Source organism: Streptomyces sp. NPDC058086, from assembly GCF_042885015.1.
In the GTDB taxonomy this organism is placed as follows: domain Bacteria; phylum Actinomycetota; class Actinomycetes; order Streptomycetales; family Streptomycetaceae; genus Streptomyces.
On sequence record NZ_JBHVST010000033.1, the window covers coordinates 13,481 to 39,984 of the forward strand.

Genomic DNA, 26,504 nt, shown 5'->3' on the forward strand with positions numbered 1-26,504 from the left:
GGCCGGCTACTGGGGGGCGGGCCCGGCAGTTCCTGGTCGCCGGAGGTGAGCGCGTCCAGGTCCCGGGCGAACTCCTCGGTGTCCAGGAGCGGAAGGTCCAGTACGTCGGTGGGCAGGCCTGTCGGGCCCTCCGGGCCGAACAGTGGCTGCTCGGTCCAGATGCACTTTCCGGTCGCCGTGTAGCGGGTACCCCAACGCCGGGAGAGCGCGGTGACGAGTTGCAGTCCGCGTCCGCCTTCGTCGGTCTCCGACGCCCGGCGGATGCGCGGCACGGTCAGACTCCCGTCGAAGACCTCGCAGACCAGCTCGGGGCCGTGCAGCAGGCGCAGCCGCACGGGTCCCTTCGCGTGGCGCACGACGTTGCCGACCAGCTCGCTGGCGAGGAGTTCCGTGGTCGGCGTCAGGTCGTCCAGGCGCCAGGTGTGGAGCTGCTCGCGGATGTGGCGGCGGGCCTGCCCGGCCGCTCGCGGGTCCTCGGGGAGCAGCCAGGAAGCCATGTTGTCGTCGGTCAGCGCGTGGAGGCGGGCGATGAGGAGGGCCGCGTCGTCGGCGGTGGAGTGCTCGGCGGGGAGCAGTCCGGCGGTGACGGTGTCGCAGAGGCGCTCCAGGTCGGCGGCCGCGTCGCCGGGACCCTCGTGTGCGGCCCGCAGCAGCCGGGCGAGTTCGGCCATGCCGTCGTCGATCTCGCGGGTGGCCGACTCGACCAGGCCGTCGGTGTAGAGGACGAGGAGGCTCCCGTCCGGCACCGTCATCTCGAAGGTCTCGAAGGTCTCGAAGGTCTCGAAGGGCGGCTCCGCCGCGCCGAGCGGCGGATCGGGGGCGTGTTCGGGGAAGTGCACACTGCCGTCGGGGTGGACCACGGCGGGCGGTGGGTGCCCGGCACGGGCGACGGAGCAGATCTGGGTGGTGGAGTCGTAGAGCGCGTACAGGCAGGTGGCGTAGGACTCCTCGGCCATGCCGCCGACGATGTCGTTGAGGTGGCTCATGATCTCGTCGGGGGGAAGTTCGAGGTCGGCCAGGGTGTGCACCGCTGTGCGCAGCCGCCCCATGGTGGCCGCCTCGGGCAGCCCGTGGCCCATCATGTCACCGACGACCAGGGCGACCCGACCGCCGGAGAGCGGGATGATGTCGTACCAGTCGCCGCCGACGTCCATGCCCTGTCCGGCGGGAGGTAGCGTGCGGCGGCGGTGCACGCGGGCAGTTCGGGCAGGCGGCTGGGGAGCAGGCTGCGCTGGAGTTCCTGGGAACGGGTGTGTTCGGCGTCGTAGAGCCGGGCCCGCTCCAGGGCCTGTGCGACCAGCGCGCTGGTCGTGGTCAGCAGGGTGCGCTCCTCGTCGCTGAGACGGCGCGGCCGGTCGAAGGAGACCACGCACACCCCGAATGTGTGCCCGGACACGGTCAGCGGCATGAACGCCCAGGCCTGCTTGCCCGCCTGGGGCGGCCGGGCGGCGAGTTCGGGGTAGCGGGCCGCGTACTCCGCGCGTGAGGAGAGGAACAGCGGCGTGCCGGAGCTGATCGGGTCCCAGACCGGGTCGCGGGCCACCCGCGCACGGCCGTCGATCGTGTCGAGGAAGGCGGGCGGATAGCCGACGGCCCCGACGTTGTAGGCCCGGTCGCCCTCGATGGCCTGCACCACGAGGCCGGTGGCGCCGAACGGCGGCAGCACGCGCTGCGCGACGGCGTCCACCACGTCCCGGGAGGTCGTCGCCTTGGCGAGGGACGCGGTCAGCTCGGCGATCCGGGCGGCGCGCTCGGACGCGGCCCGCTCGGCGGCGGCCCGTTCGTCCTCGTGCCGCCGAATCCCGGTGACGTCGGTGAAGTAGAGGGTGAGGCCGTCGGGTCCCGGGACCAGCCGCAGGTGGAGGCGGCGCCCGGTGTCCGGAGTGTCCATGTCGAAGCCGACGGGCTGCTGCGCGGCGGCGGCCTCCCGGCAGCGCTTCTCCAGATCGGGGACCTGCCGGACGGAGGGAAGCTTCCACAGGACGCGGCCGAACAGCTCCTGCTCGGAGGAGCCCAGCATGCGCTCGGCCGCCAGATTCAGGAAGGTGATCCGCCAGCGGTCGTCCACGGCGAGGAAGCCGTCACTCATGTGGCGAAGAGCCCGGCTGAGCGCGTCGCGGGCGGAGCGGGACTCGTTGCTCTCCCAGCCCACGCCGATCATCCGTACGGGTTCGCCCTGAGCGTTGTAGGTCGCCCGGGCGCGGGCCTGGGTCCATCCGTAGGTGCCGTCCAGGCGACGCACCCGGTACTCGGCCTCGAACACCGTACGGTCCCGGAGCGCCTTCTCCGCCGCCCCCAGAGTCGGCGCCAGGTCGTCGGGGTGGACGATCCTCATCCAGTTCTCGATCCTGCCGGTGAACTCGGCCGGCCTGGTGCCGTAGAGCTCAAGGGCGGCCTCGTCCCAGACCAGCTCGCCGGTCTCGACGTTCCAGTCCCACGAGCCGACCCGGACCTCCTGCAGAGCCTGCCGCAGCCGGTCACCGCTCAGTTCCTCCCGGGGCGGCCGAGCGGGCGGCGGTGCCTGCTGCATGCGCTCCTCGGTCCAGGTGATCACGGCCTGCAGGAAACCCCACTGCTCGACGGTCGGCTCCCCCTGCCCGCCCGTCACCACGGTGAGCGCGCCGATACCGCGGTCGCCGCTGAACACCGGCACGGCCGCCAGCCCGGTCCCGGGCCATGAGACCGCGCCGGATCCGGCGGAGCCGGGCTGTTCGCCGGATCCCGGCGAAATCCACACGCCCCGGCCCTGGTACAGGGCCCGGGCCGGGGCCAGCGGGCCTTCCTGGTCGATGATCTCCCAGGGCCGGGTGAGAACCGCGGGAAGACCGCTCGCCGACACCAGACGCAGCGCGGACATGGGGCCCCGCAGATGGATCATTCCCCCCAGGGCACCCAGCTCCCCCATCGCGTGCTGGAGCGCCAGCCGGAAGATCTCACTCTCCGTGACACCAGAGTCCACCGCGCTGAGCAGAGCCAGCCGTGTATTCATGATGTAAAGCCTACAATTACCCCGTTTCCTGCATGGGTATGCGACCCGCCCGCGGGCACGGAGCGTCATGATTCCGGCCGCAGCAGCCCTTCCACCGCTCGCCCGAACATCCACCGTCCCGCCCACCCCAGTGGCCGGTCGAAGAACCGCGGCAGCGACCGTACGGTCAGATCCTCCCGCCAGAGCACCCGCGACCCCCCGCCCGCCTCGGGGCGGACCTCGATCTCGGCCCACCCCGTGACGAACGTGCCGCGCTTGACCAGCCGGCACCTCCCCGCGCCCCCGTCCCGGGGCGGTCGCCAGGTGACGACCTCCATGGGGTCGTCGAAGGCCAACGGGCCCACCCCCGACCGGGCGACGAACACCGTGCCCGCGCTGGTCGGCGGCGGGGTGCGCACGGTGACCCGGGTCAGCGGGACGACGGCGGCATGCCGGTGCCAGTCGGTAAGGCGACGCCAGCTCTCTTCGACGGGAGAGGGGGACGCACGTTCCAGCTGGAAGAGGACCACGGTCCGATCGTAGGCGGCTGAACGGCCGCGCTACCGGATCACCCGACGACGCACGGAAGGGGTCGTGCCGGTACGTCGCAAGCCCGTCGCTTACGTTCGGATCGAGCAGCGGCTCGCTTGCCCGGCCCACGCCTGATCCAGCGGCGACGGGCTCGACGTACCGGCACGGCCCCGACCCACCCACGACCCCGCGGGTCAGCGCGGCGCGGCCGCGTCCGGCTTCCGGCGGTGCCGCCCCACGTCATAGAGCTGTCCGAAGTACGGACCCTCCACGTCGGTGGCGTCGAGCGCGGCCAGGATCTCGTCCCCGCGGGGATCGTCGCGCAGGGCCAACTGCACGGCCGCGGTGACCCGTACGTCCTCCGTCTCGTCGGTGAGGCATGCCGCGAGCGCGTCCGAGACCTCGGAATCCGCGGGCGCGGAGACCAGTGCGGCGCAGGCCCCCCGGCGGACCTCGGCCGCCGCGTCCCGGGTGCACGCGAGGACCGTGGCCAGGGCGTCACGACGCCCGGCGTCGACTCCGTACCGCAGACCGAAGACCGCCCACCCCCGGACCCTGCTGTCGGCATGCCGGGCGAGGTCGTGCAGAGGTGGCTCGGCGCGGGGATCCAGGGCGCCGGACAGTCCCGCGGTCAGGGGCCTCAGCACGCGCGGATCCGGCTCACGCGCGGCCCACGGCAGGAAGAGATCGACCAGCGGGGCGTCGAACGGTGCCTCGTCGCTGTAGTCGAAGAGGTTGAACAGCCGGAGCACTTCCGCGCCGAAGTACCGCTCCAGCGGATCCTGCCGGTCCCGCAGGGCGGCGGACATGTCCCACGTGGCGCGATCGCGGCGCTGCTGGAGGACATCCGTCGTCACCCACCAGATCTCGTGGTCGACGTCCGGTACGGCCAGCGCCCTCGACAACAGCTCGGTGAACGAGGTCCTGATCCCGTACCGGGGCTCCAGCGCCGTCAGGATCGCGCTGTGCCCGGTGCGGACCCTCAGGCCTCCCAGCGTCAGCTCCTCGACGCTCACCCCGTGCTCGTCACGAGCCGTCTCGCGCCGCACCGTTCCCGCCGAACCGCTCCTGCGGCGCAACTCGGCCACGGCGCCCGTCTCGTGCCAGGACCGGGCCAGTGCCAGGGCGTCGCGTCCCTCACGGTCCTTGTGCCACAGTTGCGCCCCATGATTGATGAGCGCGTCCACGATGTCGGAGGCGCCACGGTCGACCGCCCGCAGTAGCGGGGTCTGGCCGTCCACGACCCGGTCCAGCCGGGCATGGCGCATGAGGACCTCGACAGTGGCCAGGTCGAAGCCGTCCACCGCCAGGCAGAGCGCGGGCGTGCCCCGGTCGTCGACGGCGTCGGGGTCGCCGCCGGCGTCCAGGAGTGCCGTCACCGCCTTCACGTCCCCACTCCGCACCGCCGCCGTCAGTGACTCCCCGCCCATACGCCCCCGCTTCCCTCGTCAAAGCCCCGCCCCCACGGCACGAGGCCGACAGCACGCGATGCTAACCGCGCCGCTCGCCCGACCGCCCGTCGATTTCGGTCCGGCCGCGGGCAACTCCCGCTCGCGCTGACGCTGTTGACACACAGTCCGCCAGGCACCAGGCTATCCGGGGAGTGCTCCCCGCTTCCCCTGTGTCCCCCCATGATCCACCGGTCGCCCGAGGTGCCGGGGGCCTCGATGGCCGACCGGTCCACAGAGCAGGAGTTCACGTGCCGGACCAGCCCCACGTCATCGACCCCGCGGGCGCCGACCTCCACGGCGAGGCGGATCTGCTGCGCGACCGCGGCGCCGCGGCCCTCATCGAACTGCCGGGCGGGATACGGGCCTGGGCGCCCACCCAGTACGAGATCCTCAAGCGGCTCCTGGCCGACGACCGGGTCTCCAAGGATCCCAACCAGCACTGGCCCGCCTGGATCGGCGGCGAGTACCGCGAGAGCTGGATCACCCTCTGGGTCGGCGTGACCAACATGTTCACCGCGTACGGCGCCGACCACCGCAGGCTGCGCAAACTTGTTTCGCCCGCGTTCACCAAACGCCGTACGGACGCGCTCAAGCCCCGTATCGAGGAACTCACCGCCACGCTGCTCGACCGGATGGCCGAGGCCCCCGACGGGCCAGTCGACCTCCGGTCCGCCTACGCGCACCCGCTGCCGATGCAGGTGATCTGCGAGCTGTTCGGCCTGCCCGAGGACCGGCGCGCCGACACCGCGCGCCTCATCGAGGCCAACATGGACACCACCATCACCCCCGAACAGGCCATGGCCACCTACCGGGAGATCCACGAACTGCTCGCCGGACTGGTCGCCGCCAAGCGTGAGCAGCCGGGCGACGACCTGACGACCGCCCTGATCGCGGCACGCGACGAGGAGGGTTCGCAGCTCTCCGAGAGCGAACTGATCGACACCCTCCTCCTCGTCATCGGCGCGGGCCACGAGACCACGGTCAATCTGATCGGCAACGCGGTCCACGCCCTGCTGACCCACCCCGAGCAGCTGCTGCGCGTACGCAACGGCGAGATCCCCTGGAGCGAGGTGATCGAGGAGACCCTCCGCTGGGCCCCCTCCATCGCCAACCTCCCACTGCGGTACGCCGTCGAGGACATCAAGCTCCCCGACGGCACGCTGATCGCGCGGGGCGACGCGATCCTGGCGACGTACGCGGCGGCCGGCCGCGACCCCCTGCGGCACGGCGAGAGCGCGGGCCGATTCGACCTCAGCCGCGCGGACAAGGAGCACCTCGCCTTCGGCCATGGCGTCCACTACTGCATCGGCGCCCCGCTGGCCCGTCTGGAGGCGTCCCTCGCGCTCCCCGCGCTCTTCGCCCGCTTCCCCGACCTGAGCCTCGACGACACCCATGGTCCGGCCCGCCTCGCCGAGTCCTTCATCGGCCACGGCTACCGGGTGCTGCCGGTGCGGCTGAGCTGACACGCGGCGGTCAGGGTCGGTCAGGGGCGGTAGACGGTACCGGGCTTCGCCTTCCCCGGCGCCAGCAGCCCAACAGGGAGAAGGTCGCCGGGACCTGCTTCTCCTTGAGGACGTCGAGGAGCTTGGCCGAGTTCTCGCTCGGCCCGGCGTCGAAGGTCAGCGCGATGCACTTGGCCTCGCGGCAGTCCACGGTCCCGAACTTCGCCGGGACGCCGGCGGCGGCCGCGCACCCCACTCGTTGTGCACCGCCATGCGGTGGGTGTTCACGTCGCAGAAGCCCGCCAGGTCGACGCGGTCGCCGTGGGAGCTGGTCGGCGCCTCGGTGTAAAGCTGGGCGCGGGCGCCGAGGCTCACCTCGGCGCAGCGGCGACGGCGCACGGGGGCGTCCGGGGTCATGCGGTCTCCGTTCGTCCGGATTCGGGCGGCGGCCTCTTCGCTCTCCGGTCTTCCCGTAGATCGGAGAGCGGGTCTTGTAGAGACATCCGCGCATTACCTAGGGTCGCTCCTGGTGCAAGCGCTTTCTGGAAGGGAGGGTCACCGGCAATGGCGCTCACCGCGATCGACGTGCGGGACCGCACACACGTAAGAGACCGCACAGACGTAAGAGACCGGGCAGACGTAAAAGACACCTCCCTCGACCACAGCGACGTGGAAGAACGGCGCGACCCCTCTCAGGAGCCCCAGTGACAGCCCGCAAGACCTTCCTCGCCGCCCTCGCCGACACCGGTGTCCCCCTCGACACCGCGTTCGTCGAGCTGCTCACCGCGACCGCCGAGACCAGCGCCAAGGCCGTCCTCGACGGGTACGCCGCCGATCTCGTCGAACTCCGTGACGGCGGCGAGGCCCGCGCGGCCACCCGTTCGCTGCGCACCCTCGTCTCGGTGTACGTGCACGAGGGCTCGGCGTACCACCATTCCGCCGCGCTCCTCGGCCCCGCCGCCGAACTCGCCGACGCGCTCGCCGAGGAGCAGTACGACAACGGGCTGTGGGAGCACGGGGCCGACGGCAATCCGGCGGACACCGCCTTCTCGATCGTCGACCTCAACCTGATCCACCATCTGCTCGACGAGGACGCCCACGAGCCGACCACCGGACTGCGGGCGACGATCGAGCGGATCCTGCGCCTGGCGGGCCCCTCCCTCGCCACCGGCGGCGTCCACACCGCCAACCACCGCTGGCTGGTCTGCGCGGCCCTCGCCCGCATCCACGCCCGCTGGCCCGACCCCGCCTACCCCGCGCGCATCGAGACCTGGCTCGCCGAGGGCATCGACCAGCTGCCCGGCGGCGAGTACAGCGAGCGCAGCCCCAACTACTCGGCCGCGGTGACCAATCCGGCGCTGCTCGTCCTGGCCCGCCACTACGGACGTACGGACCTCTACACGAACGTACGCGACAACCTGGCCGCCAACCTGTACGTCATCGAGCCCAACGGCGAGGTGGAGACGGTCCATTCGCGCCGCCAGGACCAGACGAGGATCCGGCACCTGCCCGAGTTCTGGCTCCAGTACCGGGAGATGGCGCTGCGCGACGGCGACGGACGCTTCGCGGCGGTGGCCGCGCTGCTCCAGGAGCGCGGCACCGGCCAGACCTTCGGCGAGACCCCGATCGGCGAACGGCTCGCCCAGGTCCTGGACCGGCCGGAGCTGGCCGCTCCCCTGCCCGAAGTGACCTCCCTGCCCGACGACTTCGAGCACCACGACGACAGCTGCCGCCTCGTCCGGGTCCGCCGCGGCACGCACACGGCGAGCGTCTTCGGCGGAACCGACTTCCCGGAACTGCGCGCCATCTCCTCCGGCCTGTCCACCAACACGACCTTCTTCAAGATGCGCAAGGGCGCGGCGATCCTCGACTCGCTCCGGCTGGCCCCGCAGTTCTTCGCGCTCGGCCACTTCCGGGCGGAGGGACTGGAGCGCACGGACGACGGCTGGCGGCTGCACGCCGAGGTCCGCGGCGCCTTCCACCACCCGCTGCCCCCCGAGCACCGCCGCCCCGACGGCGCCTACCCCCTCACCGACGACAGCCGTTTCTGGTCCGCGATGGACTTCCCGCACCGCCCGAAGGAGTACCGCACACTGCGCACCGAAGTCCTGGTCCGTGAGGTCGGCGGCGGAGCGTGGGACATCTCCTTCGACCTCTCCGGCGAGGGCTGCGCGAGCCCGCTCGCCCTCGAACTCTGCTTCCGCCGCGGCGGCACCCTGACCGGGGACGGCCTCGAACCCGTCCCCGGCACCCCGGACACCTTCCAACTCGTCTCCGGTGAGGCCACCTACACCGTCGGCACCGACCACATCACCTTCGGCCCCGGCAACGGCAAGGGCGGCCGCAGGCCGGCGGTGGTCGACGCGGGCGAACGCTACGCCTGGCTGAACGGCTCCCTGACTCCGAACGGGGTGCGGGTACTGATCACGGGGCGCTCACCGCTGACGTACCGGTTGACGCTGAGGTGAGGTTCGAGAAGGACCGTGGCCCCGCGGTCGGAGAGCGACGGATGCCGAGTGGACTGATCGCGCTGGCACTCGGCGGGTTCGGCATCGGTCTGACCGAGTTCCTGATCGCCGGGCTGCTGCCGCAGGTGGCGTCGAGTTTCGCGGTGTCCGAGGCGGCCGCGGGCCGGCTGATCTCCGGGTACGCCTTGAGTGTCGCGATCGGCGCGATCGTGCTGACCGCGGCGACGACGCGGTTGCCCCGCAAGCAGGTTCTGGTCGGCCTGGTGGCGCTGTTCGTCATCGGCAACCTGCTGTCCGCTCTCGCGCCGAGCTATCCGGTGATGCTGCTCGGGCGGATCGTCGCCGCGTTGTGCCACGGTTCGTTCTTCGGTATCGGCTCGCTGGTCGCCCGCAGTCTGGTCGCGCCGGAGAAGAAGTCCCGCGCGGTGGCGGTCATGTTCGCCGGGCTGACGGTCGCGAACGTGCTGGGCGTGCCGTTCGGCGCGCTGGTCGGCGAGCGCTGGGGCTGGCGAGCGGCCTTCTGGGCGGTCACCGGAATCGGCCTGCTCGCACTGGCCGGAATCGTCGCCCTCGTCCCCGCCGGTGCGGGAGAGACACGGCCACCGACGGTGACGGGCCGCTCGGACCCGACACCGGCCGGCGGCCTGCGGGCCCAGTTCCGTGCGCTGCGGTCCTGGCAGGTCTGGCTGACCCTGACGGCCACCGCGCTCGGCTACGGCGGGATGTTCGGCGCGTTCACCTACATCGCCTACACGTTCACCGAGGTCGGCGGCTTCTCCTCCGGGGATGTCGCCTGGCTGCTGATGGTGTACGGCGTCGGCCTGGTCGTCGGGAACCTGGTCGGCGGGCGCGCGGCCGACCACGACCGCGACCGCGCCCTGGTCGTCGCTCTGCTCGGACTCGCCATCACCCTGGCCGTGTTCGGTCTGCTCGCCGGCAGCGGCACCGCGTCGGTGATACTGGTGTTCCTGATGGGGCTGTTCGGGTTCGCCGGTGTGCCGGGCCTAATCACTCGCGTCACCGACTTCGCCCACGGGGCGGCGCTCGCCGCCAGTGCCAATGTGTCCGCGTCCAACATCGGCAACGCGCTCGGCGCCTGGCTCGGGGGACTGGCCATCACCGCGGGCCTCGGCTACACGGCGCCGCTCTACGTCGGCGCCGGCATCGTCCTGATCTCCGTCGTCGTCATGGCCTTCGCCGCACACCAAGCCGCGAGCGGACCTCGTTAGCACTCACGACGGGGGCTCGGCGGCCAGGAGTTGGGTGGCGGCCAGTTCGCGGTAGAGGTCGTCGTCGTCGACCAGGGAGTGGTGGGTGCCCACGGCGCGGACGTCGCCGTGTTCCAGGACCACGATCTGGTCGGCGTCGGTGACCGTGGACAGGCGGTGGGCGATCAGAAGGACCGTGCAGCGGCCCGCCGTGCGGGCGACGAGTTCGCCGAGGGCCTGTTCGTTGCGGGCGTCGAGCTGGGCCGTCGCCTCGTCGAGGAGAAGTACCTGGGGGCGGCGCAGCAGGGCGCGGGCGATGGCGAGGCGCTGGCGTTCGCCGCCGGACAGGGTGACGCCGCGTGGGCCCACGGGCGTGTCCAGGCCCTGGGGAAGGCGGGCGAGGAGGCCGTCGAGACGGGTGACGGCCAGCGCCTCGGCCAGTTGCTCCCGGGTGGCCGAGGGCGCCGCGTACAGGAGGTTCTCGCGGAGGGTGCCCGCCATCACGGGGGAGTCCTGCTCGACGTACGCGATCCGGCGCCGGACCTCGGCGCGCGGCAGGGCCGCGATGTCCTGGTCGCCGATCCTGATCGTGCCCGCGGTCGGCTCGTAGAAGCGCTGGAGGAGGGAGAAGAGGGTGGTCTTGCCCGCGCCCGACAGACCGACCAGCGCGGTCCGGGTGCCGCCGGGGACGGTGAAGCTCACGCCGCGCAGGGCCGGGGCGCGGCCGGGGTAGGTGAACTCGACGCCGGTCAGTTCGACGGCCGGTGGTGCGGCGTGGGCGGGGGTGTGCGCGGGCCCGGTCGCGTCGATGTCGTCCTCGACCGGCAGCGCGCCCGCCTCCTGGATCCTGCCCACCGCGCCCAGCCCCTGCTGGAGTTGGGCCGCGCCACCGACCAGCTGTGACACCGGGCTCGCCAGGAAGAAGACGTACAGGAGGAAGGCGATCAGTTCGGAGACCGACATCGAGTGATGGGCGACGAAGGTGCCGCCCACGCCGAGCACCACCAGGAACGCGGTCTGGATGGCGGCGCCGCCGACCATGGTGACGAGGGCGCTGTAGCGGGCGCCGACCAGTCCGGCGGCGTACGCCTCGTCGACCGCGTCCTCGGCGGTGCGCGTCTCGCGGTCCTCGGCGCCGTTGGCCTTGACCGTACGGGCCGCGCCGAGGGTGCGGTCGAGTACGGCGCCGACCGCTCCGACGGACGCCTGGGAGCGGGCCACGGCCGCCTTGATCCGGGGAAGGATGACGGTGATCACGACTCCGACCATCGTCAGCACCAGCAGCGTGACGCCGAGCAGACGCGCGTCGAGCGTCGCCATCATGAACAGCGCCCCGGCGAAGGTCAGGGCGCCGTTGACCGTCATGATCAGGCCCTCGGTGGCGGCGCTCTTGAGCAGTGTGCTGTCGGAGGTGACGCGGGCTATCAGGTCGCCGGGGGCCCGCCGGTCCAGCTCGGCGACCCGCAGCCGGATCAGGCGGTGCACCAGACCGCGCCGCACCTCCCGCACCACCCGCTCCGAAGTCCGTTGCTGGAGCCAGGCGTTGACACCGGTGAGCAGGGCGCCCGCGACCAGGAACGCGGCGAGCAGCGCGACCGGCGCGACCACACTGCCCCCGCCGTCGAGCCGGTCCAGGATTGCCTGCGCGAACTTCGGCTGCACCAGCCCCGACACGCTGGCCAGCAGAGTGAGCGCGAGGGAGAGCAGCAGCACGCGCCAGTGGGGCCGGGCGTAGCCGAGGAGGGCGGCGAGCGAGCCGGTGGGCGGGGGCGGCGCGGCCGGTTCGGGTTCTGGTGTGGTGTCGGTCGGGGTGCCGGGTCGCCGTTGCGGGGTGGGCACGTCCGCCCGCTCGGCGGAGGGCGTGTCCGCGCTGGGCGTCAGGTGGCGCGACCGCGGGTCCGGACCGCGCGTCTTGGACGCCGTCGGGCCGTGACCCTGGACGTGGGCGGTGCCCCGGGCCGGGTCGGGACGATGGCCGTCGGCCGACGGCCGGTGCTCGGTCGTGCCGTTGTCGTTCATGCGCCGCCTCGTGCCCGCGGCACGGCCGACTCGGCCGGCAGTGTGTCGAGGCGGGCGGCGGCGGAGGCGCTGCCGCCCGCGGCGCGGAAGGACTCCCCGACGGCCTCGGCCGCCTTCCGGTGGCCCCCGGCCGGGTCGAGGACCGTCTCGACCGCCGCACGGATCCTGGCCGCGTCGGCGCGACCGAACCGCAGCCGTACCCCGGCGCCCGCGTCGACGACCTGCCCGGCGACGATCGGCTGGTCGTCCCGGATCGGCGCCACGACGAGCGGGACACCGTGCCACAGCGCCTCGCACACGGTGTTGTGCCCGGCATGGCAGACGACCGCGTCGAGCCGTGGGAGAAGGGCGAGTTGGGGGACGTGGGGACGCAGGAGGACGTTGTCGGGGACCGGGCCCTCGACGAGCCCGCCGGGGTCGACGAGCACCGCCCGCAGCCGGCCCGCCAGTCCGCCCAGCCCCTCCACGGCCGCGTTCAGGAATCGGGCCCCGGCGTCGTTGTTGGCCGTGCCGAGGCTGACCAGGACGGTGGGCAGAGGCGAGGCGTCCAGCCAGTCCCAGGGGAAGTCGTCGCCGCTCGCGGGGCGGGCGGCGACGGACGGGCCCACCAGCCAGACCCGGTCGGGCAGTTCGGCCGGGCCGAGCAGCGCGCGGGTGGTGTACGCCAGGACGCCGTGCGGGGAGAAACGGGGGTCCGCCGAGCCGGCCCCGCCGCAGATCCGGTTCCGCAGCTGGGCCAGCAGCCCGTCCAGCCACGCCGCGACCTTCGGCATACCGGCCAGCGGGTCGACGAGTTCGGCGGAGGTGGTGGCCGAGGTCACCCAGACGCGCCCGAGGGACTCGGCGACCAGCGCACCCGCCACCGCCTGCTGGTCGCAGACGACGACATCGGGGTCGTACGCCTCGATCGCCGCCCGTACCCCGGGCGCCATCGCGTCCGCCAGCGGGACGAGGAAGCTCTCCCAGAGGAACTGGAACGCGGCCGGCCCCTTCAGGTCGGCGGGCCGGGACAGCCCGTCCTCGGGGAGGGCGCAGGGGAAGACGACGGCGTCGGATCCGACGAGACCGCGGACGAGTTCCCGGTGACCCGCCCACGCGATCTCGTGCCCGCGCCCGGCGAGTGCCGCCGCGGTGCCCACGGCCGGGTTGACGTGCCCGACCAGCGGCGGCACCACGAACAGGAACCGGCCCATCTAGCGGGCCTCCCGCAGCGCGTGCGCCTCCTGGCCGAGCAGCAGCCAGTCACGCACGAGGGCGTATGTCTGTTGGGTGGCCTCCACCAGCACCGAGTGGCCGAGATCGGGCAGGACGACCGTACGGCAGTGGGGGAGCGAGGCCTCCAGCATCCCGGTCTGCGCCGACAGCTTGGACGCGCCGCCGAAGATGGCGAAGACCGGGCAGCGGATCGCGGACAGGTCCTCGTCGAGGAGGGCGCTGAGCGGGATCTCCTGGGCGAGCGCGGTCTCATCGAGGACCCGGCCCGCCGCCCGGAACGGCCGGGCGTTGCGCTCGCCCGGGTTCTCCCGCAGCCACTCGGTGACCTCCTGGATCACCAGTCCGCCCTGCTCCCCGACCAGGCCCTCGTACATGTTCTTCGCCCAAGCCCGGGCCGGCGGTTCCGCCTCGATGGCGATCACGCTCGCGACCCGCTCGGGGCGGGCGGCGGCCATGGCGTACGCGACGGCGCCGCCGAAGGAGTTGCCGACGAGGTGCACCGGGCGGTCGATCGCCAGCGCGTCCAGCAGTCCGTCGAGGTCGTCGACGAAGTCCTCCATCCGGTAGCCGGTCGGCGGCCGGGAGGTCTTGCCGTGCCCGCGCAGGTCGTACATGACGACGTCCAGGCCCTCCTCGGCGAGCCGCGGCGCGAGGCTGAAGTAGTAGCTGGCGAGGCTGTCGATGAGCAGGCCGTGGATGAGGACCGCGACGGGGCGCGGGGAGCCGCTCTCGTGGCCCAGCCGCTGGACGTGTACGTCGATCCCGTTCACCCGCATCGTCGCCATGTCAGCCCACCTCCGCGACGGCCAGTGAGTCCACGACGTAGCCGACGAGATCGCCGACGGTGAGCGCGATGATCTCCTCCAGCCCGCGGTCGGCTATGAACGCGGCGAAGTTGACCCGCTCGCCGTAGAACTCGCGCAGTTGGGCGGAGAGGGTGACGAGGTCGATGCTCTCCAGCTCCAGGTCGTCGTGGAAGGACGTGTCGAGGCTGATCTCGGAGTCGTCGAGCCCGTACTCCTCCAGCACGGTGCGCAGGATGGCCGAGATGTCGGCGAGCGCGGTCGCCGCGTCGGGCGCCGAGGTCCGTCCCCTGTCCGATTGGCCCACGGGACGGTCGAGTTCAGTGGTCATCTTCGTTCTCCTGATCGTTGACTGCCGTCCAGGCCACGACGTACTCGTTGCCGGGCCCCGTGGACGGCCGGGGGGTGGTCAGCGCACAGTGCCGCACGCGGTACTCCTCGCCCGCGGTGCGGACGGTCAGGCGGTCGCCGTCGACCGAGGTGATCTCGAACCGCTTCGGCTCGCCGCCCAGTCCGGTGCCGCGCGCCTTCGCGACGGCCTCCTTGGCGGCCCAGAAACGGGTGAACCAGAGCCGTTCGGGGGCTCCCCCCGGCCGGTGGACGAGTGACGTGAGCAGCTCGCGCTCGGTGGTGGTGAGGGCCACCGCGAGGGTGCCCTCGGGGCGGTCGGTGACTTCCTCGATGTCGATGCCGCAGGGACCCTCCCTCCTGGCCATCGCCACGGCCGTCTCGCCGCGGTGGGCGATGGAGACGTGCAGCGCGGGCAGGGTCCTGCCGTAGCCGCCGGTCACGAAGGGGCGGCCGGCCGGATCGTTGCCGACCCTGACCTCGGCCGGGTAGACAGGGCCCGCCCCGGCGTCCCACATCACGTTCCGTACCGCGTCCTTGGCGGCGATCCGGCCGAGCAGCCACTGCCGTCGGCCGCGCGGGGCGTGCGCCGCGTACCGTTCGCGTTCCTCGCCGGCCAGGATGTTGCGCATGATCAGCTCGCGGGTGGCCAGATCGGGCCACTCCTCGTGGACCAGCGCCCAGCCGCCGGGCTGCATACGGGACAGCGTGTACCGCTCGGGCTCCCGGTCCACCTTGCGGATGCGCGGATTGCTGTCGAACCGGCGGTCCCGCCAGCCGCTGAACTCCGCCCACACCCGCCCCCGGTGGACCAGCTGCATGTCCGCTTCGAGTGTGGCGTCGGTGACGGAGGTGATCCGGACCAGGCACTCCAGGCGCTCGCCGGGAGCGGGGTGCGGGCCGTGGAAGCGGATCTCCTTCATCCCGACCGGGAACACCGTCGTCCGCACCGGCTGCCTGGCCATGATCCAGTAGCCGAGGAGCTGCCCCACGTTGTCCAGCAGGGCGCCCGGCGCGGGCGGGGTGACGAGCACCCCGCGTACGTGCCGGTCGCCGACCGCGGTCAGTTCGTCCAGGCCCTGGAAGCGCGGGCCGTGGAACATCCAGCGGCGCGAGTACAGCTCCGCCGCGGTCAGCTCGGGCTTCTCCTCCAGCGTCGCGGGAAAGGTCCAGGGCGCGGGAGGCTTGAACCGGGCCTGCTCCGGGGCGAGTTCGACCACGGCCCGGGCGTAGGGGCCGAGCGAGGCGGTGACCCGGTCCGGCCCCTCGGGGGTGATCCGTACGGGGATGTCGACGGCCGGAGTGGCGGTGATCCACTGGTGCAGCCGTACGTCGTGGACGGCCACCGCGCGCCGGCCGGGCGCGGCCCGCTCGGCGAACTCCATCAGGTGGGCGATCACGGTGGTGCCCGGGACCACGGGCCAGCGGTCGGCGGGGTCGGCCTGGGCGGGCTGCCGGAAGAAGCAGTGGTCCAGGAGGTACGGCATGGTGTCGACGGAGACGTGGAGGGTGGCTTCGAGGGACTGGGACTGGGACTGGGGCTGGCGCTGGGGTTCGGGGGTGGCGGGCTCGGCCGTACGAAGGCCGGCTCCGTTGTTCGGGGGCGTGCCGCCCGTGCGGGCCCCGTCGCGCGGGGCGCCGCGTCCGAGGCGCCCCGCCGTCACCACGTCCGAGGCGAGCGCCGTCGCGTCCCGCAGCAGTGCCGACAACTCCGCGCCCAGCAGACCTTGTTCCTCCAGGGCGCCGGCGTCATGGGGCGCGGTGTGTCGCGGCCGGGCCAGTGCGGCGCCCAGCCGGTCGCGGGTCTCCGCGTCCAGGGAGACGTTCGCGCCGCCGAGGTCCAGCCGTACGGGGCGGCTCGGACGGCGTACCGTACGGGCCGGTGAGACGGTCGAGGCCGAGGCCCCGCCCAGCAGCGGGACGAGGTCCGGCGCGGCCCCGTCCGCCCACAACGCACCGGCCACGCGGTGGAGTTGGCGCAGGCCCGAGCGGTGCGGGGAGTGCGCGGGGACCACGAGATGGTCGCGGCCGTGCAGGGTGTCGTCGATGAGCGAGCCGAGCTGTCCCGCGCCGAGCTGGACGAACGCGCGGAAGCCCGCCGCGTACATCGTCTCCACCAGGGGCCGGAAGCGGACCGGCTCCAGCAGATGGCGGATGAACAGCTCGCGGATCGCGGCCGGTTCGTCCGGGTAGGGGGCGACGGTCGTCGCGGACCACAGGGGCAGCGCGGCCGGGTGCAGGGTGTAGGCCTCGGCGGCCTTCCTGATCGGGCCGAGGTAGGGCTCCAGCATCGGGGTGTGGAAGCCGGAGCGGAACGGCAGGATCTGCGAGATCACCGCCCGGGCCCTGAACACCTCGACCAGCGCGGCGACGGCGGCCTCGGGGCCGCAGATCATCGACTGGTTGGGCGCGTTGTCGTGGGAGAGGACCACGTCCCGGCGGCCGTCCAACTCGGTCAGTACCACCTCGGCGGGGGCGCCGATCGCGGCGAAGGCCAGCCCGGGGACGCTCAGCGCGTCGGGGTCGAAACCGGCGAGGAAGGCGTCGACCTCCTGCGGAGGGTGGATTCCGGCGGCGGCCATCGCGGTCCACTCGCCGAGGCTGTGCCCGGCCAGCGCGTCCGGGACGACGCCGAGGCGGCGCAGCGCGGTGTCGAGGAGCCGGCCGAGCTCGAAGACGCCGGTGCCCTGCCTGCCCACGTCACCCACGGTGGCGTCGGTGACGGCGCGCGACCAGGGCAGCGCGAAGTGCCGTGCGATGTCCTCGGAGTTGGGCGCGAACTCGGCCTCCAGGCCGGGGAAGACGAACGCGAGCCTGCCGCCGCCGGGGCCCAGCAGGGGACGCGGCACGAACCACACGTCGTTGCGGCCCCGCCACCCCTTCCCCTTGGCGACCGCCTTGCGGGCCAGCGCCAGCCGCTTGGCCGTCGGCCCGACGACGGCGAGCCGCACCGGATCGGCGGCGGGGGCGCGTTCGTCGAGACCGGCGGCGATGATCGCGGAGTCGGAGCGGTCAAGGAGCGCGGCCATCGCCTCGGGCGTCGGCGCGGTCAGCCGCAGCACCGGCTCCGGCTCGTACACCTCGGCCGCCCGCCGCGCGGGCGCGACCTCTTCGAGCACGACGTGCGCGTTGATGCCGCCGAACCCGAAGGCGTTGACGGCGGCCCGGCGCACCGGCTGCCGGTCGTCGGTCCGCCAGGGCCGGGCGGCGCCGATGGGGGTGAACCGGGTGCGGGCGAGCGCCGGATGCGGGTCGTCGCAGTGCAGGGTCGGCGGGAGCACCCGGTGATGGACGGCGAGCGCGGCCTTGATCAGCCCGGCGACGCCCGCCGCGGGCATGGTGTGGCCGATCATCGACTTCACCGAGCCGATGACGGCGTCCGGCGCGTCGCCGGAGGCGTCTGTCGACGGTGGCCCGAACACCTCCGCGAGCGTGGTGAGTTCGGTGCCGTCGCCCGCCGGGGTGGCGGTGCCGTGTGCCTCCAGGAGGCCGATCGAACCGGGGGCGGACGGGTCGAGCCCGGCGGCCTCCCAGGCCTGGCGGACCGCCCGGACCTGGCCGCCGGAGTCGGGCGCCATCAGACTGGTCGTACGTCCGTCGGAGGCGACGCCGGTGCCGGTGATCGCGGCGTAGATCCGGTCGCCGTCCCGCTCGGCGTCGGCGAGCCGCTTGAGCACGACGATGCCGGTGCCCTCACCGATCAGCACACCGTCCGCGCCCCGGTCGAACGGCCGGATGCGCTCGCTCGGGGAGAGCGCGCCGAGTTGGCTGAACACGCTCCAGAAGGTGATGTCGTGGCAGTGGTGCACCCCGCCCGCCAGCATCACGTCACAGCGCCCGCTGCCGAGTTCGCGCACGGCGTGGTCGACGGCGATGAGAGAGGAGGCGCAGGCGGCGTCCACGGTGTAGGCGGGCCCGCGCAGGTCGAGCCGGCCCGCCAGCCGGGACGCGGCGAGGTTCGGCACAAGACCGATCGAGGACTCCGGTGCCTCGGGCCCGAGCCGGTCGGTGAACGCCTCGCGCACCGCCTCCAGTTGGTCGGCGCCGAGGTCCGGCAGCAGCTCGCCCAGGGTGCGCACGAGCTGGCTCGCGGTCCGCACCCGCTGGTCGAGCCGGACCAGGCCGGGGGTGAGATAGCCGCCCCGGCCGAGCACCACACCGACCCGGTGCCGGTCGGCGGGCAGCCGGTCCGGGCCGCCCGCGTCGGCGAGGGCGCCCGCGGCCACCCGCAGCGCGATCAGCTGGTCGGGCTCGGTGGCCGGGACCGCGGCCGGCATGATCCCGAACTCGGTGACGTCCACCTCGGCCAGCTCGTCCACGAAGCCGCCGCGCCGGCAGTAGACCCGGTCGGCGCGGGGCTCGGCGCCGGGCGCGTAGTACTCCTCGGCGTCCCAACGGCCCGGCGGCACCTCGGTGATGGCGTCGACACCGGCGACCAGGTTGTGCCAGTACGTGGCGAGGTCGGGGGCGCCCGGGAAGAGCACCGACATCCCGACGATGGCGACGGGTTCGGCGCGGGTGCCGGTCACGTCGGTCACCAGCCCGACGCCGTGTAGACGACGGCGGTGTCGCCCTCGGGACCCCAGGCCAGCTCGCGCAGCAGGCTCATGGTGCCCTCGTCGGGGTCGATGAGCTGGATGCCGCGGCCCGCGTAGTGCCGCATCAGCTCGGGGGTGACCATGCCGTGGTTGCCGTCGCCGGTCGGCGCCCATGGACCCCAGTGGACGGTCAGTCCGCGGCGGCCGGTACCGGAGTCCGCCCAGCGGGCGCCGAGGGTCTCCAGGGCGTCGTTGGCGGCGGCGTAGTCGGACTGGCCGCGGTTGCCGAGGGCCGCGGCGATGCTGCCGAACAGCACCGTGAACCGGGGGCCTTCCCCGTCCGGCAACTCACCCAGCGCGGCCAGCAGTTCACGTGCTCCGTCGGCCTTCGTACGGAACACCCGGTCGTACGACCGCGGGCTCTTCTCGGCTATCAGCCTGTCCTCGATCACACCCGCCGCGTACACGACGCCGTCGAGTCTCCCGTGCTCGGCGTGGATCTCCTTCACCGCCCGGCGCACGGCGTCGCCGTCCAGCGCGTCCACGGCGCGGTAGCGCACCTCGGAGCCGAGCGCGGCGAGTCTGCGCAGGGTCGCGCGCACCTCGCGTTCGGCCTGGATCCGGCCGATCGCGCGCTCGATCTCGGCGGGGACGCGCAGCCCGCCCGCGATGAGCGCGCTGCGCAGTTCACCGGTGGTGCCCGCGGCGGCGAGGGCCGGGTCCTCCGCGCCCTCGGGCAGGACGGTGCGGCCGAACAGTTCGATCCGGCAGTGGCTCGCGGCGGCCAGGGTCGCGGCGAACCGGGCGGTGATCCCCCGGGCGCCGCCCACCAGCAGGACGACCGAGTCGGCGTCCAGGCCGAGCGCGGCGGCCTCGGCGGCACCGTCCCCGGCCGGCCCCGCGCCCGTGCTGCCGAGCAGACCGAGCCCCTCCTCGGCCATGCGCAGTCCGCGCCGCGTGCCCAGGGAGCGCAGGACGACCGGCTCGTGGTCGGGCGCGGTGAGCTCGGCGACCAGCTCCGCGGCGATGTCCTCGGACGCGGTGCCGGGCGCGTGCTCGACGACTCGGGCGACCGTGTCGGGGTACTCCCGGGCGAGCGAGCGGAAGAAGCCGCGCAGCCCGGGGGAGGCGCCCGCGGCGAGCACCCAGCGCGGGTTGCCCGCCAGCACCCGCTGGTAGGCCGGGAAGACGTCCGGCAGGACGGGCGGGGCGTCCGGCGCGACGAGATGCACGATCCCGTCGAACTCTCCCTCGGCCGGAGGTTCTTCGGCGGTCACCGCATGGGCGCCGTGCACGGTCAGACGGGCGGTCAGCGCCTCGGCGACCGGCCCGGAACCGAGCAGCAGGAAACTGCGGCCGATCAGCAGGTCGCTGGTGGGCGCCGGGTCGGCGGGGGCGAGGTCGAACTCCCGCATCACGAGGCGCTTCGGCGCCACGACGACGGGTTCGGGGACGGCCGGGACGGTTTCGAGAGTCTCCGGTTCGGCCGACTCACCTCGGACACCCACCACCAATGCGGTGATCGCAGCGGCGGTACGGGCCTTGGTCAGTTCCTCCACGTCGGTGTCGCCGGTCGGGGTGAGGCCGAGGCGGGTGGCGAGTTCGCCGGCTATCTCGGCTCTCTTGATGGAGTCGACGCTGAGGTCGGCTTCGAGGTCGAGGTCGGGTTCGATCATGTCGACGGGGTAGCCGGTGCGTTCGCCGATCACGTCGAGGACGAGGGCCAGGACGGACTCGGCGTTCGGGGCGGTCCCTACGGCGGGGGCGGAAGCGGGCGCGGGGGTGGCTCCCGGTCCGGTCACCCGCTCGACGAGCGCGGTGATCGCGGCGGCGGTACGGGCCTTGGTCAGTTCCTCCACGTCGGTGTCGCCGGTCGGGGTGAGGCCGAGGCGGGTGGCGAGTTCGCCGGCTATCTCGGCTCTCTTGATGGAGTCGACGCTGAGGTCGGCTTCGAGGTCGAGGTCGGGCTCGATCATGTCGACCGGATATCCGGTGCGCTCGCCGATCACCTCGAGCACGACCGACAGCACAGAGCCACCTGCCGGTACGTCCACGGCAACCGGCACGGCGGCGGGCAGCGCGGTCACCGTGACCGGAGCGTCGGTGTACGTGATCGGGGCGGGGGCCGCGGGACGTACCCCCGGATCCGCTCCCAGGTACCCCAGCATCACATCCCGCTGCGCCGCGATCATCTCCCGGCTCGTACGCAGGAACTCGCTGATCAGGGCCTCGGATCCGGTGGCCGCCGCCACTGGTCCGACCGGGCTGCTGTGGGTCACGAGGGCCTCCGGGACGCGCTCGGCGGGGTGGAGTGCGGCGGCGGGGATCACACCGTCCGCCGTTCGGATCAGATGGCCGTCGACCGTCCACGCGGCGCGCCTGGGACGCGGGGCGCGGGCGTCGGCGGGGACCGCGTCCCGGCCCTGGAAGAGCCACGAGGTCCTGATGTCCCCGCCGGTGACGGCCAGTTGGGCGAGCGCGGCGAGGAACCCGGGGAGACCGGCACGTCGGCCGCCCTCCAGGGCGACCGTGCGGTGCGGCCGGTCGCCGAGGACCGCGCCCACCAGCCGGGTCAGCACCGAGCCGGGTCCGGCCTCGACGAAGACCCGGGCCCCGGCCTCGTACATCGCCTCGATCTGGTCGGTGAACCGGACCGGGGAGCCGATCTGCGCGGCGAGTTCGGCCCGGATCTCCTCGGGGCCCCGCGGGTATTGGGCGGCCGTACGGTTCGACCAGACCGGGAAGTCGCTGGGAGCGAACGGGACTTCGGCGAGCACCTCGGCGAAGGTCTCGCCGGCCGCCGCGACCACCGGGCTGTGGAACGCGCAGGCGACCGGGATGCGCTTGGCGCCGAGCCCCTGGGCGCGCAGTCGCTCGACGGCGGTGAGGACGTCCTCGGTGGGACCCGAAATGACCGTCTGGCGGGGCGAGTTGCGGTTCGCCGTCACCACCGATTCGGCCAGACCCGCGGCGGTGAGGGCCGCCGCGACCTCCGGTTCGCCCGCGGCGACGGCGGCCATGGTGCCGGGGTCGCCCGCGCCGGTGGCGCCCAGGATGGCGGCGGCGCGTGCGCGGCTGGTGCGCAGCAGGGCGTCGGGGGTGAGGGCGCCCGCGGCGGCCAGCGCGGCCAGTTCTCCGTAACTGTGGCCCGCGGCCATCGCCGGGCGCACTCCCGCCCTGGTCAGGAGCTGGAACGCGGCGAGCCCGGTCAGACCGAGCGCGGGCTGCGCGACGGTGGTGTCGGTGATGCGCTCCTGCTGCTCCTTGCGGCCCGCCTCGTCGAAGGCGGCCGACGGGAAGAGGACGCGGGCCGTCGTCTCGTCGAGCCGCAGGTTGCGCTGGAGTTCGGGGAAGGCGACGAAGAGTTCGGCGAACATCCCGGGGCGCTGGCTGCCCTGTCCGGGGAAGAGCAGCGCCACGTCACCCGTCGTGTCGTCGTCGGCAGTGAACAGGCCTTCCTTCGGGGCGTGTTCACCGGCGACCGCGCGGCGCAGCAGCGCCGTCAGCTCCTCGGCCGACCCGGCGACGAGGGCGATCCAGGTCCGGGCGCCCCGGGTGGTGGCGGCCTCGGCGCGCCGGGACGCGGCGAGTGCGAAGTCCCGCAGCCGCCACGGCTCGTACGGTCCCGGATCCGCCTCCACGAGGGCGAGCAGTTCGGAGGCGACCCGTACCGCCACCTCCCGGTCCGAGCCCCGGAACGTGAAGAGCTCGGCGGGCCAGTGCTGGGCCGAGGTGACCGGCGGCGGCCCGTCCGCGTAGGCCCTCAGGACTACGTGGAAGTTGGTGCCGCCGAAGCCGAAGGCGCTGACCCCGGCCACCCGTTCGGCCGGGGCGGCGGACCAGGGACGGGCCTCGGTGTGGAAGGCGAACGGGCTGCTCTGCGCGTCCCAGGCCGGGTTCGGCTCGGTGAGGTGCAGGGTCGGCGGCTTCACGCCGGTGTGCAGGGCGAGCGAGGTCTTGATCAGCCCGGCCAGCCCGGCCGCGCACTTGGTGTGCCCGATCTGCGACTTGACCGAGCCGAGCGCGCACGCGCCGGGCGGAGCCCCGGCCTCCTCGAACACCCGGGTGAGGGAGCCGAGTTCGGTGCGGTCGCCGACGACGGTGCCGGTGCCGTGCGCCTCGACGAGCCCGACCTCGGCGGGTGAGATGCCCGCGTTGCGGTAGGCCCGGGTCAGCGCGTTGTACTGGCCCTCGGGCCGGGGTGCGGTCAGGCCGAGCGCCCGGCCGTCGCTGGCGCTGCCGACGCCCTTGATCACCGCGTACACCCGGTCACCGTCCCGCGCGGCGTCCGCGAGCCGCTTGAGGACGACACAGCCGACGCCCTCGCCGAGCGCGATGCCGTCGGCCGCGCTGTCGAAGGGCGCGGAGCGTCCCGAGGGCGAGAGGGCGTGCGCGGAGGCGAAGAGCAGGTAGTCGTTGATGCCGTTGTGCAGGTCGGCGCCGCCGCACAGCACCAGGTCGCTCGTCCCGCTCGCCAGTTCCTTGCACGCCACGTCGACGGCGGTGAGGGAGGACGCACAGGCGGCGTCCACGGTGTAGTTGGCGCCGCCGAGGTCGAGGCGGTTGGCGATCCGGCCCGCGATGACGTTGGCGAGGATGCCGGGGAAGGAGTCCTCGGTGAGCTTGGGCAGCCGCTCGTCCAGCGCGGGCGGCAGGCTCCCCAGGTAGGCGGGCAGGACGGAGCGCAGGGTCATCGCGTTGGACAGGTCGCTGCCCGCCTCCGCGCCGAACACGACCGACGCGCGGGCCCGGTCGAAGGACCGGCTGCCGTAGCCGGAGTCCTCCAGGGCGCGGCGCGCCGCCTCCAGGGCGAGCAGCTGTACCGGCTCGATGGCGGGCAGCGAGGCGGGCGGAATGCCGTACCGCAGCGGCTCGAAGGGGATCTCGGGCAGGAAGCCGCCCCAGCGGGACGGGGTCTTCTCCCCGGCGCCCCGCGGGTCGTGGTACAGCTCGGCGTCCCAGCGGGTCGCGGGCACCTCGGTGACGGCGTCCTCGCCCGCCAGCACGTTCGCCCAGAAGGTGGCGAGGTCGGGGGCGCCGGGGAACATGCAGGCCATGCCGACGATCGCGATGTCCAGCGGTTCGGGGGAGGGCTCGGCGGCGGGTTCCCCGATGCCGAGGGCCTCCCGCCGTGCCGCCAGGAAGCCGGCCGCGCCGCTGGTGACCGAGGCGTGCAACTCGGCGACGGTGGTGACGGCGGAGCGCAGCACGGCGACCTCGCCGGCCATGAACATGCCCTCGGCGAGCTGTCTGTCCTCGCCGACCGCGCTCAGCGCGCCGTCGACCCGCTCGATGCCCTTACTGGCCAGTCGTAGCCGCCCCACGTTGAGCCGCTCCAACTGCTCCCAGGCCTCGCGGCCGGGTGTCCCGCGGGCGGCCAGGTCCTCCTTGACCGCGGCGAACTCGTCGGTGAACGGGCTGCGGACACAGCGGGTGGCGTGTCCGGGAGCCGTCTCCAGGAGGTCGGTGCGCTCGGCGTCGATCACCTGCCGCTGGAACAGGGGCAGCACCGCGCCCGCGTTCACGGCCTCCTCGGTGAACAGGTACGCCGTGCCCATCAGCACGCCCACGGCCGCGCCCCGCGCGCTCAGCGGCGCGGCGAGCGCGGTGACCATGGCGGCGGAGCGTTCGTCGTGCACCCCGCCCGCGAAGAACAGCCGGAGTTCGGTGGCGGTGCCGTTCTTCGCGCCCGCCAGGAACTCTTCGAGTACACCGAGTTGCGCCTCCCACAGCGGGAAGCTGCCCCGCGGTCCGACATGGCCGCCGCACTCGGCGCCCTCGAAGACGAACTTGCGCGCGCCCGCTTCCAGGAACTGTTTCAGCAGCCCCGGCGACGGCACGTGCAGGAAGGTGGAGATGCCCACCTCCTCCAGCGCTGCGGCCTGCGCGGGACGCCCGCCCGCGATGATCGCGTGGGACGGGCGGATCTCCCGTACGACCTCCAGCTGGGCGGCCTTGATCTCCTCGGCGGCGAAGCCGAGGACACCGACGCCCCAGGGCGCCTCGCCGAGCGCGTCCCTGGTCCGCTCCAGTACGGCGCGGGTCTGGTCGGCGCCGGACAGCGCGAGCGCGATGAAGGGCAGCCCGCCGTGGCTGCTGACCTCGGCGGCGAACGAGGCCTGGTCGCTCACCCGGGTCATCGGCCCCTGGGCGACGGGCAGTTCGCTCCCGAAGGGGCGGCTGCCCGTGCCGTCGGGGCCGAGCGAGGGACCCGCGCCCTTCGCCGAGTCGAGAGCGGGGCCCGCGCCCTTCACCGAGTCGAGACCGGGCCCCGCGCTCTTCAACGCGTCGAGCACGGCGTCCCGTACGCCCCGTACCGCCGCGTGCACGGTGCCCCAGCGCTCCTGGAAACGGGCGGCGAGGAAGCCGTCCTGACCGATCTCGGGGGCGGGCGTGCCCTCCTGGGCACCCCGGCGCCGTACGACTCGGCGGCCGTCCTCCACGGTGGTCTCGGAGCCGTCGAGCCCGGCGAGCAGCGCGGAGGTCCCCGCGGGCAGTTCGGCCTCGGCCTCGGTGAGCAGGGCGAGCTGGGTGTCCAGGACGACACCGGCGCCGCCGCCCGCGACGACCGCCGCCGCGGTGTGCGGGCCCGCGCCGCCGCAGGCCCAGACCGGCAGGTCCAACTCGTCGTCGGCGAGGAGCTGTTGGAGGAGTACGAAGGTGCTCAGTTCGCCCACGGGACCACCCGCCTCGTGGCCCCGGGCGATCAGCCCGTGCGCCCCGGCCGCGGCGGCGCGTAACGCCTGCGCGCGGCCGGTCACCTCGACGAGTACGCGGTGGCTGGGGAAGTCGGCGGGCGTGCAGGAGGCGTCGGAGGTCAGCAGGACGGTGTGGACACAGGCGGGGAGGTCCCGCGCGGGAAAGGCATCGTTGTCGCGGAGCCGTACGCCGAAACCGGCGGCCGACCATTCCTCGGCCAGCGCGAGTTCCGCCGCCGCCCGACGCCCACCCGCGGTGAGGTCGAGCACCCCGAGACCGCCCGCCCGAACGGCGGCCGCGGTGACCCGTGCCGAGGGGACGGCGAACGGGTTCAGGGCGACGACGATGTCCTCTACGGCAAACAGGCCGGAAGTATCGAAATTCGACACAGGCACGCGAACGCTCCAAATCGCACGAGGGTGAGGATTGGTGGGGGAGAGCGGAGAGCGGAGAGCGCTTGCGCTTCACAACAAGCCGACAGCCGATGCGAAGCACGCTCATGCTTATTGCGCATCCACGTGAAAGTCAAACTCTCAAGGAGGCTGTCATTACCGGACGTAACACGGTCGACACAGCCACCGCTGAGCCAGATGCGAGCTGGCAACAGAGGCCTTGTTCGGGGCAGTTGACAGGGTCGACGACCGCTGGTCGGTTCGCTCCGCGGCCCCGATTCGGCCTGCGGCAATGCCTGCTGGCGTAGCGTCGAACACGGGGTCCGCTTCGATCTTGCGGAAACGAACTGTTTCCCCCGCTGTAAATTGAAACTTTTATTAGTTCCCCTCTTCATAATCAAAATTCACGTTGGTCGAAAGGG

General features: G+C 73.2%; 12 protein-coding genes and 2 pseudogenes. 3 read left to right on the top strand and 11 right to left on the bottom strand.

All coding sequences use genetic code 11. The features are described from left to right. Positions 1 to 29: 29 nt before the first annotated feature. The 3 genes and pseudogenes from ACFVWD_RS25100 to ACFVWD_RS25110 all read right to left on the bottom strand — a co-directional run. Positions 30 to 2,989 (bottom strand): annotated as a pseudogene (locus ACFVWD_RS25100) (SpoIIE family protein phosphatase); the annotation flags it as partial. Between the two features lie 65 nt (positions 2,990 to 3,054). Then, a complete protein-coding gene (locus ACFVWD_RS25105; protein ID WP_389599104.1) occupies positions 3,055 to 3,498 on the bottom strand; it encodes an SRPBCC family protein in 444 nt (147 codons plus the stop codon). A gap of 195 nt (positions 3,499 to 3,693) precedes the next feature. Continuing rightward, positions 3,694 to 4,929: a HEAT repeat domain-containing protein gene (locus ACFVWD_RS25110; RefSeq protein ID WP_389599105.1), complete on the bottom strand. Its 1,236-nt coding sequence runs from the start codon at positions 4,927 to 4,929 to the stop codon at positions 3,694 to 3,696. A 269-nt stretch (positions 4,930 to 5,198) separates the two neighbouring features. On the opposite strand from ACFVWD_RS25110, the gene ACFVWD_RS25115 reads away from it, so the two are divergent. Beyond that, positions 5,199 to 6,413, top strand: a complete 1,215-nt coding sequence (locus tag ACFVWD_RS25115) for a cytochrome P450 (protein ID WP_389599107.1) — start codon at positions 5,199 to 5,201, stop codon at positions 6,411 to 6,413. A gap of 67 nt (positions 6,414 to 6,480) precedes the next feature. Here the strand turns inward: ACFVWD_RS25115 and ACFVWD_RS25120 are convergent. Next, positions 6,481 to 6,636: pseudogene (locus ACFVWD_RS25120) on the bottom strand (polysaccharide deacetylase family protein); the annotation flags it as partial. Further along, complete coding sequence (locus tag ACFVWD_RS25125) at positions 6,570 to 6,809, bottom strand: hypothetical protein (RefSeq protein ID WP_389599211.1); 240 nt, start codon at positions 6,807 to 6,809, stop codon at positions 6,570 to 6,572. The pseudogene ACFVWD_RS25120 and the gene ACFVWD_RS25125, both read right to left, overlap by 67 nt. A gap of 287 nt (positions 6,810 to 7,096) precedes the next feature. Between ACFVWD_RS25125 and ACFVWD_RS25130 the strand changes: the two genes are divergently transcribed. Continuing rightward, on the top strand, positions 7,097 to 8,860 hold the full coding sequence (locus ACFVWD_RS25130; RefSeq protein WP_389599108.1) for a hypothetical protein: 1,764 nt from the start codon (positions 7,097 to 7,099) through the stop codon (positions 8,858 to 8,860). A 41-nt stretch (positions 8,861 to 8,901) separates the two neighbouring features. Continuing rightward, positions 8,902 to 10,089, top strand: a complete 1,188-nt coding sequence (locus ACFVWD_RS25135; protein ID WP_389599109.1) for an MFS transporter — start codon at positions 8,902 to 8,904, stop codon at positions 10,087 to 10,089. A gap of 3 nt (positions 10,090 to 10,092) precedes the next feature. Here ACFVWD_RS25135 and ACFVWD_RS25140 read toward each other — a convergent pair whose 3' ends face one another. From ACFVWD_RS25140 to ACFVWD_RS25165, 6 genes are read right to left on the bottom strand one after another with little or no spacing between them, the layout of a single operon-like run. Next, on the bottom strand, positions 10,093 to 12,087 hold the full coding sequence (locus tag ACFVWD_RS25140; protein ID WP_389599111.1) for an ABC transporter ATP-binding protein: 1,995 nt from the start codon (positions 12,085 to 12,087) through the stop codon (positions 10,093 to 10,095). Further along, positions 12,084 to 13,280, bottom strand: coding sequence for a glycosyltransferase (locus ACFVWD_RS25145; RefSeq protein WP_389599113.1), 1,197 nt, complete (start codon positions 13,278 to 13,280; stop codon positions 12,084 to 12,086). Before ACFVWD_RS25145 ends, ACFVWD_RS25140 begins: the two co-directional genes overlap by 4 nt. Next, entirely contained in the window at positions 13,281 to 14,087 is an 807-nt protein-coding gene (locus tag ACFVWD_RS25150; RefSeq protein WP_389599114.1) for an alpha/beta fold hydrolase, read from the bottom strand. A gap of 1 nt (position 14,088) precedes the next feature. Continuing rightward, complete coding sequence (locus ACFVWD_RS25155) at positions 14,089 to 14,436, bottom strand: acyl carrier protein (protein ID WP_389599116.1); 348 nt, start codon at positions 14,434 to 14,436, stop codon at positions 14,089 to 14,091. Next, entirely contained in the window at positions 14,426 to 18,943 is a 4,518-nt protein-coding gene (locus ACFVWD_RS25160) for a beta-ketoacyl synthase N-terminal-like domain-containing protein (protein WP_389599203.1), read from the bottom strand. Before ACFVWD_RS25160 ends, ACFVWD_RS25155 begins: the two co-directional genes overlap by 11 nt. A gap of 44 nt (positions 18,944 to 18,987) precedes the next feature. After that, positions 18,988 to 26,085 (bottom strand): SDR family NAD(P)-dependent oxidoreductase, encoded by a 7,098-nt coding sequence (locus ACFVWD_RS25165; RefSeq protein WP_389599117.1) that lies wholly within the window; start codon positions 26,083 to 26,085, stop codon positions 18,988 to 18,990. Positions 26,086 to 26,504 lie beyond the last annotated feature (419 nt).

Bases quoted from the DNA above. Each gene is read 5' to 3' on its own strand.
- ACFVWD_RS25125 (WP_389599211.1), bottom strand. From the start codon at position 6,809: ATGACCCCGGACGCCCCCGTGCGCCGTCGCCGCTGCGCCGAGGTGAGC.
- ACFVWD_RS25140 (WP_389599111.1), bottom strand. From the start codon at position 12,087: ATGAACGACAACGGCACGACCGAGCACCGGCCGTCGGCCGACGGCCAT.
- ACFVWD_RS25145 (WP_389599113.1), bottom strand. From the start codon at position 13,280: ATGGGCCGGTTCCTGTTCGTGGTGCCGCCGCTGGTCGGGCACGTCAAC.
- ACFVWD_RS25150 (WP_389599114.1), bottom strand. From the start codon at position 14,087: ATGGCGACGATGCGGGTGAACGGGATCGACGTACACGTCCAGCGGCTG.
- ACFVWD_RS25160 (WP_389599203.1), bottom strand. From the start codon at position 18,943: ATGTCGGTGCTCTTCCCGGGCGCCCCCGACCTCGCCACGTACTGGCAC.
- ACFVWD_RS25110 (WP_389599105.1), bottom strand. From the start codon at position 4,929: ATGGGCGGGGAGTCACTGACGGCGGCGGTGCGGAGTGGGGACGTGAAG.
- ACFVWD_RS25135 (WP_389599109.1), top strand. From the start codon at position 8,902: ATGCCGAGTGGACTGATCGCGCTGGCACTCGGCGGGTTCGGCATCGGT.
- ACFVWD_RS25155 (WP_389599116.1), bottom strand. From the start codon at position 14,436: ATGACCACTGAACTCGACCGTCCCGTGGGCCAATCGGACAGGGGACGG.